Source organism: Bartonella henselae str. Houston-1 (assembly GCF_000046705.1).
GTDB classification, from domain to species: Bacteria; Pseudomonadota; Alphaproteobacteria; order Rhizobiales; family Rhizobiaceae; genus Bartonella; species Bartonella henselae.
This window is the reverse complement of sequence record NC_005956.1, coordinates 177,923-196,049: the sequence shown is the minus strand read 5'-3', so window position 1 is coordinate 196,049 and position 18,127 is coordinate 177,923. Positions and strand designations below refer to the sequence as shown.

14 protein-coding genes and 2 tRNA genes are annotated in these 18,127 nt (G+C 37.0%); 5 read left to right on the top strand and 11 right to left on the bottom strand.

The window, feature by feature from the left end; all coding sequences use genetic code 11:
* Positions 1–210: 210 nt before the first annotated feature.
* On the bottom strand, positions 211–753 hold the full coding sequence (locus AYT27_RS00760; protein WP_011180101.1) for a helix-turn-helix domain-containing protein: 543 nt from the start codon (positions 751–753) through the stop codon (positions 211–213).
* 146 nt (positions 754–899) lie between these two features.
* Here AYT27_RS00760 and AYT27_RS00755 point away from each other — a divergent pair, with 146 nt between their 5' ends.
* Entirely contained in the window at positions 900–1,199 is a 300-nt protein-coding gene (locus AYT27_RS00755) for a helix-turn-helix domain-containing protein (RefSeq protein WP_011180100.1), read from the top strand.
* Positions 1,200–1,454: 255 nt separating this feature from the next.
* Here the strand turns inward: AYT27_RS00755 and AYT27_RS00750 are convergent, their stop codons facing one another.
* Positions 1,455–1,958 (bottom strand): helix-turn-helix domain-containing protein, encoded by a 504-nt coding sequence (locus AYT27_RS00750; protein WP_011180099.1) that lies wholly within the window; start codon positions 1,956–1,958, stop codon positions 1,455–1,457.
* A 145-nt stretch (positions 1,959–2,103) separates the two neighbouring features.
* Here AYT27_RS00750 and AYT27_RS00745 point away from each other — a divergent pair, with 145 nt between their 5' ends.
* The 3 genes from AYT27_RS00745 to AYT27_RS00735 all read left to right on the top strand — a co-directional run bounded on the left by AYT27_RS00745 (position 2,104) and on the right by AYT27_RS00735 (position 3,207).
* On the top strand, positions 2,104–2,397 hold the full coding sequence (locus tag AYT27_RS00745; protein WP_011180098.1) for a helix-turn-helix domain-containing protein: 294 nt from the start codon (positions 2,104–2,106) through the stop codon (positions 2,395–2,397).
* An 89-nt stretch (positions 2,398–2,486) separates the two neighbouring features.
* The gene (locus AYT27_RS00740; RefSeq protein WP_244393743.1) at positions 2,487–2,945 is read left to right on the top strand and encodes a hypothetical protein; all 459 of its coding nucleotides are present in this window, start codon (positions 2,487–2,489) and stop codon (positions 2,943–2,945) included.
* The gene (locus AYT27_RS00735; protein ID WP_011180096.1) at positions 2,926–3,207 is read left to right on the top strand and encodes a hypothetical protein; all 282 of its coding nucleotides are present in this window, start codon (positions 2,926–2,928) and stop codon (positions 3,205–3,207) included. The genes AYT27_RS00740 and AYT27_RS00735 overlap by 20 nt, the downstream gene beginning before the upstream one ends.
* Before the next feature lie 881 nt (positions 3,208–4,088).
* Here the strand turns inward: AYT27_RS00735 and AYT27_RS09095 are convergent.
* From AYT27_RS09095 to rplU, 6 genes are all read right to left on the bottom strand, one after another.
* Positions 4,089–4,568 carry an MFS transporter gene (locus tag AYT27_RS09095; protein WP_223396417.1) on the bottom strand — a complete coding sequence of 160 codons (480 nt, stop codon included), beginning with the start codon at positions 4,566–4,568 and terminating at the stop codon, positions 4,089–4,091.
* Positions 4,569–6,291: 1,723 nt separating this feature from the next.
* Positions 6,292–6,381 (bottom strand) — tRNA-Ser (locus tag AYT27_RS00715).
* A gap of 443 nt (positions 6,382–6,824) precedes the next feature.
* Positions 6,825–9,329 (bottom strand): phosphoenolpyruvate--protein phosphotransferase, encoded by a 2,505-nt coding sequence (ptsP, locus tag AYT27_RS00710; RefSeq protein WP_011180095.1) that lies wholly within the window; start codon positions 9,327–9,329, stop codon positions 6,825–6,827.
* 928 nt (positions 9,330–10,257) lie between these two features.
* Positions 10,258–10,428 carry a hypothetical protein gene (locus AYT27_RS08735; protein WP_155245602.1) on the bottom strand — a complete coding sequence of 57 codons (171 nt, stop codon included), beginning with the start codon at positions 10,426–10,428 and terminating at the stop codon, positions 10,258–10,260.
* A 320-nt stretch (positions 10,429–10,748) separates the two neighbouring features.
* Positions 10,749–11,018, bottom strand: a complete 270-nt coding sequence (rpmA, locus tag AYT27_RS00705; RefSeq protein ID WP_011180094.1) for a 50S ribosomal protein L27 — start codon at positions 11,016–11,018, stop codon at positions 10,749–10,751.
* 14 nt (positions 11,019–11,032) lie between these two features.
* On the bottom strand, positions 11,033–11,509 hold the full coding sequence (gene rplU, locus AYT27_RS00700; protein WP_011180093.1) for a 50S ribosomal protein L21: 477 nt from the start codon (positions 11,507–11,509) through the stop codon (positions 11,033–11,035).
* Positions 11,510–11,796: 287 nt separating this feature from the next.
* On the opposite strand from rplU, the gene AYT27_RS00695 reads away from it, so the two are divergent.
* A tRNA-Ser gene (locus AYT27_RS00695) sits at positions 11,797–11,886 on the top strand.
* 35 nt (positions 11,887–11,921) lie between these two features.
* On the opposite strand, the gene pgi is transcribed toward AYT27_RS00695, so the two are convergent.
* The 3 genes from pgi to AYT27_RS00675 form a co-directional block, all read right to left on the bottom strand.
* Entirely contained in the window at positions 11,922–13,586 is a 1,665-nt protein-coding gene (pgi, locus tag AYT27_RS00690) for a glucose-6-phosphate isomerase (protein WP_034447566.1), read from the bottom strand.
* Positions 13,587–13,783: 197 nt separating this feature from the next.
* The gene (locus AYT27_RS00680) at positions 13,784–16,918 is read right to left on the bottom strand and encodes an efflux RND transporter permease subunit (protein WP_011180091.1); all 3,135 of its coding nucleotides are present in this window, start codon (positions 16,916–16,918) and stop codon (positions 13,784–13,786) included.
* Positions 16,915–18,057 (bottom strand): efflux RND transporter periplasmic adaptor subunit, encoded by a 1,143-nt coding sequence (locus tag AYT27_RS00675; RefSeq protein ID WP_011180090.1) that lies wholly within the window; start codon positions 18,055–18,057, stop codon positions 16,915–16,917. Before AYT27_RS00675 ends, AYT27_RS00680 begins: the two co-directional genes overlap by 4 nt.
* Positions 18,058–18,127 lie beyond the last annotated feature (70 nt).

Below are 18,127 nucleotides of genomic sequence, written 5' to 3'. Positions count from 1 at the left end.
TTATAAACGGCTTTATCTTCATCAAGGATGAAATTTCTCTCGTAAATTAATATTAAAGGAAATTATATGAAAAATGCTTTAGAAACATTTTCTATAGACAGACTACACTCTTTCTGGATTTTCTATACGAATAAAATAAGATACTCCCCCTAAATGATATGTTATAGACTCTTGACTTAGCACGCAGACATTATAAAAAATATGTACTTCTCAATCTGAGCTGTTAGCAGTATTCCCTGGGATTGCTCGGTGTGCTTTTTCAACTTCGATTTGACGTTTTAAATGAAGTTTTAAAAGAGGCAAAGTTGCCTCAACTTCTTCCATATCGTTAATGTTGTGAATAAGCTCTTGCAACTTTCCATAAAGCCCTGCCGCTAATTCTGCTACATCTTCAGGAGGAAGTGTTATTTTTGCATCATGATAAGTCGTATAAGCCAAATGACCAAGCCGTTTCATAAGACCAGCAGGAATCGCCTGCGGTTTAAAACCCGCTGCTTTCGCCTTCGCCATGTCTGTAAACATCTCCCCATTGCCAGTTACAAGCCAATCTAAGGAAACACCACAAATTTCTTGGTATTTAGAGAGAGCAGAAGCGGTAGGTTCACTTACACCAGTTTCATAAGTTCCTATGGAACCAGCAGTTACACCAAGATGTTCAGCAAACTGTTTACGCTCCGTAAAACCAAGTATGCGCCGCACTTCACGAAAACGTTTTGCTAGTTCAGTTTTAGGTTCTGTTTCCGGACGTGCCAAAAAAACCACTCCAAAATCAATATAATTGTTGACTAAATAATTATATTGATTTATTCCTATATTAACGCCCGTTAAAATGGGCGGTCATTCACACATAACCCCACAAAATGGATGTTACAGCATCCGTTTAAGCAGGAGCGAAATTTATGACAATCACACAAAAAGAGGATCGCCATAGTGTCTTAGCCAAGCTATGCCACCGTAATATAACTTTGACAAAGCGCATTGAAACTTACCAAATAGTCTCATCCACTGTCAAAAACATTTGGACACACCCCAACGAAAAAACTAAACATGCCCTTGCCAATTTGAGTGGTTTGCATGCTAAGCCAATTTTTGTCGATTGCTATTTTGAAAGTTGCAATCGCATTTCCAAACTAGCAAAACACCTACTCCCGTTTCTCTCACCCTATTGCGCAATAACGTCGCTTGAATCTCGTTTCTAAGATATGCATACTAAACGCATTTCCTATAATTTTTTAATTACATAAGCTAAAAGGTTTATCAATATCTAAAAATCAATACAAAACCAGTATAGTTTAAGCTTTTGTAGTAAGTAGAAAAGGATTGGATAAAATATGCGATAATTTATTATTTTTATAGTCTTTTTATTACTCAATGCATTGTTCTTAAAATTGGAATTTTATAGCAGAAAAGATTTTTATTTTAGAAGGGCATTAATCCATGTCCTCTGTGGTCGCTCAGTGTGCTTTTTCAGCTTCAACTTGACGTTTTAAATGAAGTTTTAAAAGAGGCAAAGTTGCCTCAACTTCTTCCATATCGTTGATGTTGTAAATAAGCTCTTGCAACTTTCCATAAAGCCCTGCTGCTAATTCTGCTACATCCTCAGGAGGAAGTGTTATTTTTGCATCACGATAAGTGGTATAAGCCAAATGGCCAAGCCGTTTCATAAGACCAGCAGGAATCGCCTGCGGTTTAAAACCTGCTGCTTTCGCCTTCGCCATATCTGTAAACATCTCACCATTGCCAGTTATAAACCAGTTCAAGTTGACTTTTAATTGCTGTGATAGAGCAGTCAAAAACTCCACGTTTGGAAAAGTGGTACCTCTCTCAGCGTGGTCGTAAATTGCCTTATTAATACCTAAACGAGTAGCTATTTGATCTCGATGAAGCTGTAAGCTTTTTCGTATCAAACGTAACCGCTTTGCTTGTTCTGTTTTTGGTTCAATTTCTTTTTTTGCCAAATTGCATAATAATGCAAATATTGTGTTGAAACGCTACAATTTTTGCACTAAACCTCTTGTTACTGCCCGTTAAGATGGACTGTTATTTAAAAATAACCCCACAAAAATGGATGTTACAGCATCCGTTTAATCAGGAGCGAAATTTATGACAATCACACAAAAAGGGGATCACCATAGTATCTTAGCCAAGCTACGCCACCGTAATATAATCTTGGCAAAACTCGAAAAAGCTTACAAAATACCGTCATCCAATATTAAAAATATTTGGACACAGCTTAACGAAAAAATTGAACACACCATTGCCGACTTTATCCGGTTGCTCGCTAAGCAGATGTTTATCAATCGCTACCTCAAAAGCTGCATTCGCATTTCTAAAGCAGAAAAAAAGCGTGATACGGTTTCCCTTGTTCACCACCTATTCTACAATAATGCCGCTTAAACCTCATTGCAAGAATATGCAAAGCATTTCCCATAGTTTTTTAATTACATAAAATAAAAAATTTATCAATGTCTAAAAGTCAATACAAAATGAGTAAGATAACTTATGCTTCGGGAAAAATGAGACCACCATCTCTTATTCAAAAGCTGAACGTTTACAAGCCATTTCTGCTTATTGTTGATATCAATAGTACAAATTTTGCTTTGGTTGGCAATGGTGAGATCTTAGGACATTTGTTTTATCGTCAAAATAGTCCATCTTATACACAAATTAAAAGCCGTTTGGTAATATATCCTAAATGCTGTAAACTCTATAGTGAAGATATTGCCATACCTCTTCATGATTGGAAAATTGAAAATCTTGGTGCAATAAAGCTTCTGACAAAACATAATAGTTTAAAAACTGGTACCTTGCACCAAATTGACAAAACTATGATGTTAGTATACATGGCAGCTTTTGGTGAGGACAGTGGGGTAAGATCTAAAATATCAAAGCCGCATGGAAAAACTGCAACGTGGAGGAATCAGCATGACCTCTTTATGCAATAAAGAATTATCCGATACACTTGTTGGTCTTTATGACGATTATAAACGTGGTTTTGACATTGGAGAAGAGCTTAAATTGTGCGTGGATTTGGCTTTAACTCTTGAACTAGAATTGAGTATTCACCGCTTAAGCGAAACAGATACCGTTTTAAAAAAAGAAATTATACAAACCTTGCAAAATCGCAGAAACTCTCATTCCAATGAAGATGAGACAATTGATGAAACTGGCACAATTATTCAGATGGATTTTAAAGAACGCAATTAATAGAATATAGAGGCTATCTAAGGCAAGATTGCCTCATTGCTTTACGTTCTGTTTTGCTTAAACATGAAACTCAAGAATTTTTAAAAATTTTAAAGCGCTGTATTATTGGCTCCTCATAATAATAAGATTAATCGAAGAAGCATATCAACGTTTTTGAATCATTTATTAAAAAACGACGAACATTTTATAGCTTACATAAAATTTAGCTTTATTCGTTAAAAGCTCCAACCTTAGTATTCACCCATCTCCCCCCCTTTAAAAGCAAAATATGAAAGACATCATAAATGTTTGTAAAATGACGTAATACTTAAATACAATTTACTGTTTTTCATTTTTGTAAAATAAAACGATGAGCACTCCAACATCGCAATAATACTTTGAAAAAAGTATAGAGACTGAGATAAGATACCATTGCTATCTCTTGCCATAAAGAAATAGACTTCAACGATAAAGCATCCAGAGATACCATTAAAACTCGCCTGCAATCTTCCTTGATATTCAGGATCTCAAGAGAGTTTTAATAAAGAAATTGAAAGAGCCCAGCTCAACAATCCAAATCCAATCATAAAATAAACAGGAAAAACAATGAGGGTATATGTATTGATAGATAGAATGACAAGACCCATAGCCATAATAGCTAATAAAAGTGCCAATGTTTTCTTGAGCAAACTGTACAAAAAAGTGACGAAAGAAGCGCACCAATAAATACACCCGTTGAATAAAGCGCTTTGAACATTGCAAAGGTCCTGCTATCTGCGTTCAAGAGCCCTTGTGTATAACAGGGATTGTCATCATAAGATTCATAATAATCATCTGTCTTATATAAGGCATCAAAAGAACCGGATTCTGTTCAATATAACGAAATGATGATATATAATTTTCTACCAGTTTTGCTGGTTTTGACTTTCAGATCCTCGGATTTTAAGTACCTTCATCGCAAAGTTAAAAAAACCAGAAATAATAAAGAATATGCCGTCTATCAGAAGGGTTCCTTTTGTTCCTGCATAGACAAGTGTAAATCCACTTAACCCAATACCTATAATAATGCTAAGTTCATAAACCATATCGATTGTCGCATTTGCATTGACCATATGTTCTCTCGATATAATAGTTTGAATTAAAAAAATAGCTAATGGCATATAAAAAGAGATAAAAACACCTAAAAGAGCAGATAAGAACATCAATTCAATTTTTATGCCAAACTGCCAAAATATTACCCACTCCACGATCATTAAATCTCTGACAAGATTTGAAATAACAATTTGCATTTTACGATTTTCTTTACCCGCCAATACGCTAAAAACAGAGAAAAGTGCTATTCTCGAAGAGAGCAACCCATTATTCAAATTGGAAGCGAACATAAATTACTCCCTCGAATAAATATTCTTTGGTATAGAGTTTAACCTGTTTTAAAAATTTTCTATCTTAAATTATTAAATTTAAGAAAATGAAATCCCCTATTTTGTCATAGCATGACTCATTTTTTATGAAAATAAGGGTATTTTAGGCATAATGTAGAAGAGTTTTAAGATACTGAAAGTTCATAAATGTTGCTATTCTCATGGGGAGTTGATGCTTCAATCGTGGATGCAATATGGCACCGTTGAAATCAATTTTTTGGTCATAAAAAAAGGTAACAGGCGTAAATCAAATATCAAATAAAGCTTATAGATCTAACGCAGTATTTGTGTCGTTGTTATATATGTCAAAAAGAGATTCTGACTGCTGTGTCAGAAGGAAAGAGACTTTTCTCCTTCATCCCTCAGAGGCAAGAGAGTATTAAATCCCCAAAAAGGAGCCGTTATTTCCTCTACCCTTAAGCTTAGTTTCCGCACTAAAATATGCTTGAGCATATCTCATATATTCTCGTTTTTATATCGCCATGCTTAGCGTAAAAAATGAAGATATTTTTATCATGACAGATATTGATAACTTTTCCAGTATTTTAAATCCTCCAGTCCCAAGTCTTTCAAAAAAAGCAAGTTGCAATTTAATGAGAGCCAGTTTTCCAATGAGAATATTAAGATATTCAATGAACTATTTTTTCAGAGCATCTAAATTATTATGATCACATATCTAGCACTTCCAATTTGGAGTCTAAACTAACACATAAAGGAGAACACACCGCGCATAGGCTTTTTATATTAATCAACGGTACATTTTATTCATAGCTAAAACAAAACTTATCTACATGGTATCGTATCTGATTATGGATTAAAGAAACAGAGGACGTGCCATCCATGATGATAAATCATTCATCTATATCTGATAAAAGTTGATATATTTCATAAACTTTTTCAATAAAAGAGAGTTTTTCTGCGTATCTTAAGCTTAAAATATCCCTTTTTTCAACCTTCCATAATAACGACAGACGGTAAATGAAGGTAAAATGTGTTATTTAAGTCTTGGAATAAATTGACTTAATTTTACCACACTTTCAATAGCAAGACCCCAAGCATAGAAATAAACAAGACTAGATAAACATATCTATCGCTGATTAATCAACTTTGCGATGACGTTAAAGAGGATTTGATAATTTCAAATGTATGTTTTCGTCTATCTGTCGCGGCTAAAAGCGCTAAAAGCAATGAATTAATGTGTTTTCCATTATCTCAATAATTTTTAACCTCTGGATTATTCTATACCAATAGCTGAGTTGAAAACTTTGTATTATATGTTTTTTTCTGCGTACTGGCGGAAAATCTCTTTTATTTGCGTTGTTTTGCCCTCCCATCAAACCCACATAAGGCAATAAAAGAACCAGAAAAATTTCTTTAGAGACCACATGGAATTATAAACATTTTTATTAGGATACATTTTATCTATTATACTATCCATCATTTAAATAATTTTATGTCCATAATCTCTTTTTCTTTTAGACATAAGGTATTTTCAAAGATTCGTCTCCAAACACCAAAAGCACGGCATCAAAAACACCAAACTCTTTGAAAAATAAATTTGATACAAAACTTTCTGACAAACCATAGCTGTTGATTCATATTCAGGATAGGCAAAAATAAATTAAGTGAATCACAGGATAAAAAATCCCCAAGCTTATTTATAAGACATTTATTTTATTGAAAATGGCGGAGAGAGAGGGATTCGAACCCTCGATATGGTTTCCCATATACACGCGTTCCAGGCGTGCGCCTTCAACCACTCGGCCACCTCTCCAGATTTTTGCACTATACTCAGAAAGAAATAACGTGCAAGTCCAAACTATACACTCAAAATCCAAAAAACAACTTCATTTACCAAAATAAAATGTGATACTCGTTGAATAACAAGCATATCCTCTTTTTTAAAAAGAAACTTTTCCGTGGATAGACCCCTAAAATACAATAACTGGATTATCATAAATCAACATTTTCATGTTCATTCGCATACCGTCTCACTCAACTTTTCTTCAAAAACAAAGGATTAAAATCACTAAAAACCTGTTACCGCTGATTATATTCAATAATCAATTGAATAAGCAGCTACATTAACCTCTTGTTGCACAACATTAAACACGTTTTACAGGAATAATAAACTTCATTCCAACAAAAGTGATTTATAATGTGACTGCTTAAAAAATTGCAAGATTGACTCGCTCTTCTCCCCTTAAAGCTCTTGTATCACCTTACATCATTGCTAAGAGCACGTACAGCTCGCGCAGTTTCGCACTGTAATGCTTTTTTTGCTAAAACTTTCATATCTTCAAAACTATGCGCCTGCAAACACGCTTTTACTGAAGAAATATCACAGGATATCATAGAAAGTTCATGAATCCCTAATCCAGTTAAAATCATCGCTGCAAAAGGATCTCCAGCCATACCGCCACATACACTAACCCAACATCTATGTTTTGCTGCACCTTGGATAGTATGGTAAATCATACGCAAAACCGCTGGATCAAGACTATCAGCTTCAGACACAAGGTAAGGATTTTGTCGATCAACAGCCATAGTATACTGTGTTAAATCGTTGGTTCCAATCGAGAAAAAATCAACATGGGCACTCAAAACATCTGCCATAATGGCAGCAGCTGGAACTTCAATCATAATACCAAATTTCAATTTTGGTGCACCAATATCGTTGCGAATTTCTTCTGCAATCTTCTTCATAGCAACAATCTCTGAAACAGACATAACCATTGGAAACAGAATCCATAGATCACCTCCCTCTTTTGCTGCACGATAGAGAGCACGCAACTGAGGAACCAAAAGATCACGTCGACGTAACAAAAGCCGTGTTCCTCGAACACCTAAAAAGGGATTGTCCTCTTTAGATAAATGTAAATGTTGAACCTGTTTATCCCCTCCAATATCGAGCGCACGAATAATTAATGGCTTATCTCCCACAGCTGCAGTCATCGCTCGATATACATTAAATTGTGCATCCTCATCCGGAATGTGTGGACTCTCTAAAAACAAAAACTCTGTACGCATAAGTCCAATACCTTCGGCCCCCAAATTAAGTGCAACAGGAACTTGATTTGCATAATTGACATTAGCCATGATACGAATCCTTTGACCATCTGTCGTTTGCACTGGTAATCTACATACGCATATCCCATTGTCGCGCTTTTTCACGACAATGCTTATTCGTTTTTCAGCTTCTTTAACATCTTCAGAAGTAGGATCAGGATAAATGAACCCATTATCACCATCAATGATGGCCTGAATATCAGGCTCAATTGCCAAAACATCCACACCCGCAGCAACAACCATTGGAATACTAAGAGTGCGTGCCAGAATAGCTGTATGAGACAGTGGACCTCCCCATGCTGTTGCCAAACCTTGCACTTTTGTACAATCAAGCTGCGCTACATCAGAAGGAGACAAATCATCTGTAACAAGTATAACACCACGCGGAATATCATTTAAAAAGAATGATCTATACGATGGATTGATTTCGCCTAAAACACGACGACCAACATCAACTAAATTAACAGCGCGTGCCGCTAACAAGGGATTATCTACCTTAGAAAACATACCTGCAAACTGTCGAACCGCTTTATCCCAAGACCAAGCTACACCATGACCTTCTGCCATAAAACGACAAACTTGAGCTATCAGATTTTCATCTTCCAACAAAACCATTTGTGCGGAAAAAATCGCAGCAGAATCCGCTCCCACACGTACAGTGATATCATTAATAATTGATGCCATTTTTTGTTTTGTTTTTGTAAGAGCATTTTCAAGACATGCCTTACCACTTGCAAAACTAATTGGCTGATCCGTTATAGAAATATCATCATGCCTTAAAATAAAAATCTTTCCAAGAGCGAGCCCTGGACTTGCTCCAACACCAGAAATACCTTTCTGCATAGAGCGCGGATACCAACCATGAAAAGCCTTGGTTTGAGCTTCCGTTTCTCTCATCACACATTTTTCACTTATGCTCACTTTCTTTACAACAGAAATTGCTTCTTTCAGAAGTTGTACACCTTCTGAAGCATCCGTCGAAAAAATCAGAACATCACCATTTTTTGCTCCTAATTGCAATAAACCAACCAAATTTTTCATTTCAACGGTATACTGACCATGGCGAACTCTGATAGAGCCCTGCGCTTTTTTTGCAAAGTCAACCCAAAGAGAAGCTGGTCGCGCATGAAGACCACTTGGATAATCTAAAGTCCATTCCTGACGCACCGAAAGATCACCAATAAATGCCCTTTCCCTCTTTGTATCCTGACTAAACAGCATTGTAACAATCTGCTGTTTATCTGCAGTTGTTGAAAGTTCTTCAAGCCGTTCCTTATCAAATAAAAGAAGCGTCAATTTTTTGCAAATCTCTCTATAGCAATCCTGACACGCCGCAATAGCAATCACCAAACGTGCTTTATTTCCATCACACCAATCAACACCCGCAGGAATCTGTATAACAGCAACTGCATCCCTGATAATTAAATCACGATTTTCAACCATTCCATGAGGGATTGCTATACCATTCCCAAGCCAAGTATTCGTTACTGCTTCACGTTTGAGCATGCTTGCTAGATAAGATTTGTCAACTGCACCAACCTGCACAAGCAGTTCAGCCGCAGCATGAATTGCATCATTTTTATGATCAAAAGCAGCTGCAAGTTTTACAGATTTTGTAGACAAGATCTCACTCTCGTTAAAACCTCTATTCATTACTTCTGCTTCCTCACATCTCATCCTGAATTTAGACTGCCTCACATTTAAGCATAAACGTTTCTGATAAATTTCATTCCAAAGCCGCATTTCCCACAATATAAAAACAATTACGCGAATTTCTTTTGTTTTAAAGAACATAACTGTTTCAAAATATATAACTAAGTGAAGCGTTTAAACATCCTAAACGTGATCCATCAAATGATGAGATAGAGTCATCCACCAAGTGGCTTAAAACCATTACAGGCAAATCTGCTCCCTACTCTTTACTTCAAAAAGACAAACGCCCCATCCAACTCACTAAAAAGCCACTTTGAAAAAATACCTTTACTCTCCCAAATTATCCAACATAACTTGTCATTATTCCTCCTATCAAAAAGCAAAATAAGCCAATTACTTAAAACTTTAGCTTGCATTTTAACTTCCTCTCCCCAAACTCAGTAACCCGCTCTTACTTTTCTGTGACTCACTACATAATCACAAATTGCTATAAGCAACCCACCATCTTTAGATTCTGCATAGCTAAATATCGCATGACACAAAACTCTCAAGATACAATTTTGACAACATTGTAGGCTTTCTTTTCTCAAATAAATTATTGCAACCGCAAGATTCACTCTGCACATCCGCAAAAGTACATAAACCAACAAAAAATATTCTCTCCCACTTATAATCAAGCAGAGCTCCACACATAATCTGAATTTCTAGGGACTTTGACAAACAAGATAAATAAAACACTTAAATAAAAAGCATTTTGCCTTAAATCAATTTTTGCTCTTATGTCGGTAGATTCTGTTTTCATAACGCTTTAAAATATATAGATCAAAAAATACTCTTACTTTAGCTGATCGTACATAGGTCATTTCGGTATATTCAAACTAAATCCCCTTAATAAGACAACTTCTCTCTCAATTTATTAAAAAATCTTTCAATGCACATCACCGCTCAAAACAGCTTTGCCTCCTCCTCTTCTAAACTCTAAACGGATAGCCTTAATACCCATGACAGTCCAAAGAAATTTATGACCACCCCAGAAGCCAAAAAGCTCGTTTATTTTCACCAAAATAGCAGTGAAAATCCCCCCCTCCTTGAATGTCACGATAACTCTCCGAAAATAAGTTTCCAGAAACTTTTTTCACACCTAAAGAGTAGAGAAAAATTTCCACATCACGTCATACATCAACTCTCAGCCCCCTCCTTCATCACATTATTACTTTCAATACAAAGGAAACACGACAGCCATTTTTTCGTTATTTAAAAAAATATTTTTCCAGATTCTATTTTGTTATTTCCTTCAAATATTACCCATTTTGGATTATATCATAGAATGCAAAAAAGGAAAGGCAGCATCCTGCCTTTCCTTCTCATGTTGAAGATTTCAAAACCGAAATCTCAGCTTATTGCAAAGAATATTACCGCTTACTCTACAGTCTCCACCACAGGAATAACGGAAACATACGAACGGTTATTCGCCTTCCTTTGAAAAGAAACCATTCCTTTTGACAACGCAAAAAGAGTATGATCTTTCCCAATACCAACGTTGTCACCAGGATGCCAGCGCGTACCACGCTGGCGAACGATAATATTTCCAGCGATAACAGCTTCACCACCAAATTTTTTAACGCCAAGACGTTTGGATTCTGAATCGCGACCATTACGCGAAGAACCACCAGCTTTTTTATGTGCCATGGACGTTCTCTCCTTTAATCTTCTTTACTATTTGATGCTACAGCAGCTTGCTTCTGTGGTGCTGATTTTTTTGCAGCTTTTTTAACAGAAGCAGCTGATTTTGTCTCCTGTGTTGTTGCTTTTAATACAGCTGCTTCTTCTTTAATTGATTTAGCAACTGCTTTTTTAGGCTTTAAACCACCCGTTAAAATTTCTAAAATACGAAGTGTCGTCACTTCTTGGCGATGACCACGTGTGCGTTTTGAATTTTGACGACGGCGCTTCTTAAATGCGATAACCTTACGTGCACGCGCCTGCTCTATAATCTCAGCCGTAACCAAAGCATCTCTAACAACAGGTGCACCAATAATCGCATTATCCTCTTGCCCAGCCATTAATATGTCATTGAATTCAACAACATCACCGGCATTTCCAATAATTTTTTCAACTCTCACCACCTGGTTAGCAACAACGCGGTATTGTTTACCACCAGTTTTAATGACTGCGAACATTTTTTATCCTTCCGTTCATTCCAGCTCTTATTTTGATTTCTACCTTATTAATAAGAAAAATAGGCTGCTTTTTATCAGTCGTTATAGATTACAAAGAGAGATACATTCTCCCAAACACAAACACGCGCAGATACCTCCACGCTTGCATTTTGAGCATATATGATAGAATTTCTGTCCTCTGTCAATAAAATCCCACAAAAAAACAAAAAAGGGTTGTACTTAAAGCAATTGAAGTTTATCTACCCGTCATATACTCAAATAGTGCGAACCTTGTTGTACTTTTATACGGAGAGATGGCTGAGTGGTTGAAAGCACCGCACTCGAAATGCGGCATAGGGGTAACTCTATCGGGGGTTCAAATCCCTCTCTCTCCGCCAAAGTATCAGTTAAAACAGTATTTATCAAAATATCTTTATTCCCCACGTCTCGCCTGGATATGGGCCAACAAACCTAATGTTGAACTATCGCGGTTATTCGTTTTGTTTTCTCCGCGAAGAATTGGTAACAATTCATTTGCCAATTCTTTACCAAGCTCAACGCCCCATTGATCAAATGAATTAATATTCATCAAAATACCTTCGACAAAAATACGATGCTCATAAAGTGCAATGAGACGACCAAGTGCAAAAGGTGTCAACAAATCCTGAACCAGCATCATATTGGGACGGTTTCCCGCAAAGCTTTTATGAAGTGCTAAATTCTCACTCTCACGCTCATCAATTCCACTTTTTAAGAGCATACGCCTTGCATCTTCGACACTCCGTCCCTTCATAAGAGCTTTTGATTGCGCTAAACAATTTGCTACCAACATATCATACATAGGATGTAAATTTTGCTCATGCCCTTTTATAAATAAAATAAATTCTACAGGAATAACATCTGTCCCTTGATGCAAAAGCTGAAAAAAAGCATGTTGCCCATTTGTCCCTGAATCACCCCAAACAACCGGACCACTTGAAAAAGTTAATGTTTTTCCATCCAAAGAAACCTGCTTACCATTTGATTCCATATCAAGCTGTTGCAAATAAGCTGGAAAGCGCGCTAAACGCTGTGCATAAGGAATGACAGCACGTGATGCATAACCACAAACAACACGATGCCAAAACCCTAAAAGAGCAAATCGAATAGGAATATTTTTACGCAAAGGTGCAGTTTTAAAATGTCGATCCATATGCTGAGCACCTTCGAGAAATTGGCGAAAGTTCTGCCCTCCTATTGCTAACATAACCACAAGGCCAATGGCTGACCAAATCGAATAACGCCCCCCAACCCAATCCCAAAACCTAAAAGTTCTCGAAGAATCTATGCCAAATTCTGCCACCTTATCAAGCGCACTTGAAACAGCAATAAAATGCTTGCAAACAGCTTCTTTCCCTAAATGTGACATAATCCATTGACGTGCAACTTGAGCATTTGCAATTGTTTCAGCCGTTGTAAAAGTTTTAGAAGCAATAACAAACAGCGTCGTTGCCGGATTCAAAACAGAAAGAGTATCAGAAATATGGGCGCTGTCAGCATTAGAAACAAAATGACAATTTGGACCATCATGATAAGGTTTTAAAGCATATGTGACCATTGCAGGCCCAAGATCAGAACCACCAATACCAATGTTCACAATATCAATTATTTTCTCACCGCTGTTTCCCTTATAGCTACCATCGCGGACCATATCAGAAAATCTTTCCATATCAGCAAGAACACCCTGAATATCATGAACAAGATCAGTTCCATCTAACATGAAAACTTCGTCAGCAGGCAAACGTAGTGCAATATGAAGAACCGAGCGCTTTTCAGTTGTATTAATGGCTTTCCCTGAAAACATTGCATCACGCCTGCCTAACACATCTGCTGCAACAGCCAAATCATCTAGGAGTTGCAATGTTTTAAATGTTACGCCACATTTCGAAAAATCGAAAAGGAAATCATCAAGGTTTAAGGAAAAATTAGAAAAGCGTTGTTCATCCTCTATAAAATGCCGACGAATATCATAGACCCCGTCTTTTATGGCGTGCCTTCTTAAAGCTTGCAAAGCTGCTTCAAAAGCTTTTTCATTTCTAATTGACAAGCTATCTCCCATGGACTTATACCGCATGGTTATTGAAAACGCAATCTACGCACAAATAATAATAAAACAGAGAATTTTTCCTTTATTGCAACCAATTTTTATACCTCACGAAAACAATGAAGTGGTGTAAAAAGTGAAAATATAAAACCCGAAAACGACATTTTAAAAACGAAAATAAAAAAATTATCAAATATTCCCTACAAGATAAATCATTCAGCTTGGTTGAGTTCTCTTCTTAAGCGTAGTGCTTCTTCTGATTTTGATCTCACAAAACGGCCAAGAAAGAGATAAACAACCGGTGTGACATAAAGCGTAAAAATAGTTGCTAAACCCAAACCGCCAACAATAACCCAACCTAAAGCTATACGTGCTTCTGCACCAGCTCCTTTGGCTAAAACCAAAGGAATTCCTCCTAAGATGGCACAAATCATCGTCATACAAACTGGACGAAAACGAATATTCGCTGCTTCTTCTATAGCTTCACACACGCTTTTACCTTTATCACGTAACTGATCTGCAAATTCAACAATAAGAATACCATTTTTAGCCATAACTCCAATCAACAAAATTAAACCAATTTGACTGTAAATATTAAGACTCACTCCACTTAAAAGCATAGAAATTACAGCACAACCAATCCCTAATGGTACAGTAGCCATAATAATAAACCCTGAAACAAAACTTTCAAACTGTGCTGCCAAGACCAATAGAATAATCACAAAGGCAATTCCAAAAACAATCATAAAATTGGAAGATGTTTCACCAAGTGTAGCGGCTTCTCCCAAAGGAACAATGTAATTTCCCTCTAACAACAACGGAGCAGCGATTTTCTGTACAGTCTGATAAGCGCTCCCTAAAACGACACCTGGAGCAAGATTTGTGCTTAAAACAACAGCACTCATGCGTTTCTCTCGTTTTAATTGAGGCGCAATAGCTTTTTCATGTAAGCTCGCAATAACCGATAAAGGAACATATTGATTGTCTTTAGTTTTTAAAAAAATATTTTCTAAATCATGAGGATTATTAATAGGATTCTTACGTGATGTCAGTTTAACATCATAAGAATGGTCATCCACATAAACGGAACCAATTTTTTTCCCATCTAACATTGTTTGTAATGTATTGCCCAAATTGATGATATCAACTCCTAAATCAGAGGCTTTTTCTCGATTAATTTCAATAAAAAATTGTGGTTGTGTTGTATCAACAGTAAGCCGTGGGCGAATAAAATGCGGATCAGCTTGCAAAGCATTCACAAGCTTCTCAGCAATTGGCTGTAATTTTGTATAATCATTTCCAAGAATTGCAAATTGTAATCCTTGACCAGTTCCTCTAACGCCTAAAGAATTTCCTTGCACAGCAAACACAAAAACTGCTGGAAACTGTCCAACCTTTGCGTTAACATCTTCCACGATCTCTTGTTGACTACGCAAACGCTTGTCCCAAGATGAAAGCAACAAAACCAAAAAAGCGGTATTGGTCGAACCACCAATGCCAGCGATAGAGTAACTGTTAATAATTTCTCCAGAATCACGTAACGGTTGTAAACTCGTTTCAATTTGCTCCACCTGTTCATTCAGATATTGTGTCGAAATACCCTGTGGTCCATTAATGACCAAAAAGATAAGAGCTCTGTCTTCTGCTGGCGTCAATTCCTGTTGTAATTTCGTATAGCCTCCAAAACAAAGACCAGCAAAAATAAGTGAAGCAAAAATAACCGTCCAAGGTCTTCCCAAACATTTATGTAGACTATAATGATATCCTTTTCTAAAAAAAGAGCCTAATTTATACAAAAAAGTAAAATGATACGCTCCTTTTCCATTGCTCTCAGCATGTCCTTTGAGAAAACGTGAAGCCAACATAGGACAAAGTGTTAAAGCAACAAACGAAGAAAGCAGAATAGAAATTGCTAACACAAAACCAAATTCTCTAAAAAGTGCTCCAACTTGCCCGGGAAGAAAAGAAATAGGTACAAAAACGGCAACTAAAGTCAATGTTGTTGCTAAAACAGCAAAAAACACTTCTCGTGTTCCCAACACCGCCGCTGCCCGAGAACCAAATCCCATATTGCGCCACCGAACAATATTCTCAAGAACAACAATCGCGTCATCCACCACAAGCCCTGTTGCCAAAACAAGTCCTAAAAATGTGAGAATATTCAATGAAAACCCTACAAGGTAAATGGCAGCAATTGTTCCAATTAAAGCAACAGGAATAGATAAGGCAGGAATAAGCGTTACACGAATATCTCTCAGAAAAAGAAAAATAACCAAAATAACACTGAGAACCGCAATGACCAATGCAACCTCGACCTCATGAAGTGCGCCCTTAATAAAAATAGCATCATCGCTAATAATACTCATATGCACAGAAGAAGGAATAACAGTTTTGAGACGATCGACAACCGCTCGAACACCTTGAGAAATATTAAGGGTATTGGATTGCGCTTTACGCACAATCCCCAACCCAATTCCTGTCTTTCCATTGATACGAAGAATAACTGTTTCTAAATCAGGAGATAAAGTAACATGCGCAACATCACCAAGACGCACATGAGGTTTTAAAACAACTTGTTCAAAAGCTTCCGATGTTGTTAAACGCGCAGTCGCACGGACAACTAAAGTTTGTTTAGAATTGCGCAATGACCCCACCGGTACATCCGTTGTCATATCAGCAAGAACACGTGAAATATCCGCCACGGTCAACCCATAGCTAGCAAGTTTTGCTTGATCAACATCAATCTGAAAAATCTTCGTGCGCGCACTATCAACCTGTACATCACCAACACCATCAACGGCAGAAAGCGCATCAACAATTTGATCGTCTACGATCATTGTTAAATCATCAATACTCATCGTTGGTGACGTCACAACCAAATACATCATCGCAGCAGCATTTGAATCTGCTTTAATAATCAAAGGTGAATCCGCGTTTTTGGGTAAAGAATAAGTAATGCGAGAGAGTGCATCACGAATATCAGATGCTGCAACATTCAAATCAATACCGACATTAAAATGAATCTCCACACGTGAACGGCCAAAAGAAGAAGTTGAAGAAATCGTTTTAACACCTGAAACGCGAGAAACGGCATCTTCTATAATTCTTGTAACTTCACGATCTATTGTTTCCGCTGATGCTCCAGCAAAAGCTGTCATAATTGTTATCACTGGAGTATCAACATCCGGAAGTTCTCGTACATCAACATTCAGCCATGCAGCAAACCCTGCGATTATAATCATAGCATTTAAAACAAAGGTAAAAACCGGTCTGCGAATAAATAAGCCAATTATACCATCTTGTTCTTCCTGCACCCTAAGCTGCTTTGTATTCAATTCTTGACTCATTGTACATCCTGCTCAGGAAGTGATAATAATTGCTGTTGACGGGCTTTTGAATCATCAATTGTTACCTGACTTCCTGGATAAAGCATCTGTACTCCCTTAATGACAATTTGATCACCACTTTTCAGGGCTGCTTTCACAAACACTTGATCTGCTTTATGCTGAATAATTGATACTGGAATGGGTTCTACCTTCCCATCTCTCACACGCCAAACAAATGATCCTTTGCTGTTCCATTGAACCGCAAGAGGATTAACAACAGGAAGCAAATCACCATAAAATTGCAACGCAACAGAAAAAGACATACCAGACATAAGTGTATCTTTTTCATTCTTGATTTCAATCTGAACGTGAAGTGTGCGGCTTTCTGGATTAATGACATTATCAATCGCATAAATATGACCAACAAAAGTTTTATCCGGCTGTGCCATTAATGTCGCAGTCACTTCATCTCCTTTATGAATATGCGATGCGTACCGTTCAGGAACCCATATATCGACTAAAATACGTTCTCTATTTTCAACACGACCTATTACAGTATTAAGAGCTACAGCATTGCCCTCATCAATGGGTAAAATGCCAACAGTCCCGCTAATCGGCGTACGAATTGTTCGCCGATCAAGATCTAATTCAGCATTACGCAAAGCTAAATTCGCATTATCCAACTCTAAACGTGCGTTAATTTCTTGAACTTCTGTTGCTGTCTTGCTAGCACGTAATTTAAGAATACGTGAAAGTGTTGATGCACTATTATCACGTTGTACTTTTGCTTTTGCAGCAGCTATTTCTTCCTTTTTAGAATCAAGCTTTGCAATGACATCACCCACTTGTACTTTTGTGCCAGCCGATACAAAAAACTTATTAATAACACCTGATGACCAAGGAGTTAACTCCACCGAAGCAAAGGCTTGCCCACTCCCAAGAACATTCAACCGTTTATGAAAATCTTGAATTTTTACAAGATCAACAACAACATTTGTTGGCGGCCTTCCCATGGAAACTTTTGAAAGTTTATGCGATGCATTTGTTGTTTTATCCACTAATGGAATGAATTGTTCCGAACTCTGTTTCCTTGCCCAATAAGTAACCATCAAAATGACAACGAAAAACATTAGTAGAAAGATTTTTTTTGAAAACTCCATACATTTATCCTTACTGTTTCATGAATATGCAAATTCGTCTGAAACAGTCTTCAACAGTAATATCCGAGTT

What these genes read in the sequence shown, in the direction of transcription:
- ptsP (WP_011180095.1), bottom strand. Translation starts at nt 9,329, where the DNA reads ATGAATAGAGGTTTTAACGAGAGTGAGATCTTGTCTACAAAATCTGTA.
- AYT27_RS00745 (WP_011180098.1), top strand. Translation starts at nt 2,104, where the DNA reads ATGACAATCACACAAAAAGGGGATCACCATAGTATCTTAGCCAAGCTA.
- AYT27_RS00675 (WP_011180090.1), bottom strand. Translation starts at nt 18,057, where the DNA reads ATGGAGTTTTCAAAAAAAATCTTTCTACTAATGTTTTTCGTTGTCATT.
- AYT27_RS00740 (WP_244393743.1), top strand. Translation starts at nt 2,487, where the DNA reads ATGAGTAAGATAACTTATGCTTCGGGAAAAATGAGACCACCATCTCTT.
- rplU (WP_011180093.1), bottom strand. Translation starts at nt 11,509, where the DNA reads ATGTTCGCAGTCATTAAAACTGGTGGTAAACAATACCGCGTTGTTGCT.
- pgi (WP_034447566.1), bottom strand. Translation starts at nt 13,586, where the DNA reads ATGGGAGATAGCTTGTCAATTAGAAATGAAAAAGCTTTTGAAGCAGCT.
- rpmA (WP_011180094.1), bottom strand. Translation starts at nt 11,018, where the DNA reads ATGGCACATAAAAAAGCTGGTGGTTCTTCGCGTAATGGTCGCGATTCA.
- AYT27_RS09095 (WP_223396417.1), bottom strand. Translation starts at nt 4,568, where the DNA reads ATGTTCGCTTCCAATTTGAATAATGGGTTGCTCTCTTCGAGAATAGCA.
- AYT27_RS00735 (WP_011180096.1), top strand. Translation starts at nt 2,926, where the DNA reads ATGACCTCTTTATGCAATAAAGAATTATCCGATACACTTGTTGGTCTT.
- AYT27_RS00755 (WP_011180100.1), top strand. Translation starts at nt 900, where the DNA reads ATGACAATCACACAAAAAGAGGATCGCCATAGTGTCTTAGCCAAGCTA.
- AYT27_RS00680 (WP_011180091.1), bottom strand. Translation starts at nt 16,918, where the DNA reads ATGAGTCAAGAATTGAATACAAAGCAGCTTAGGGTGCAGGAAGAACAA.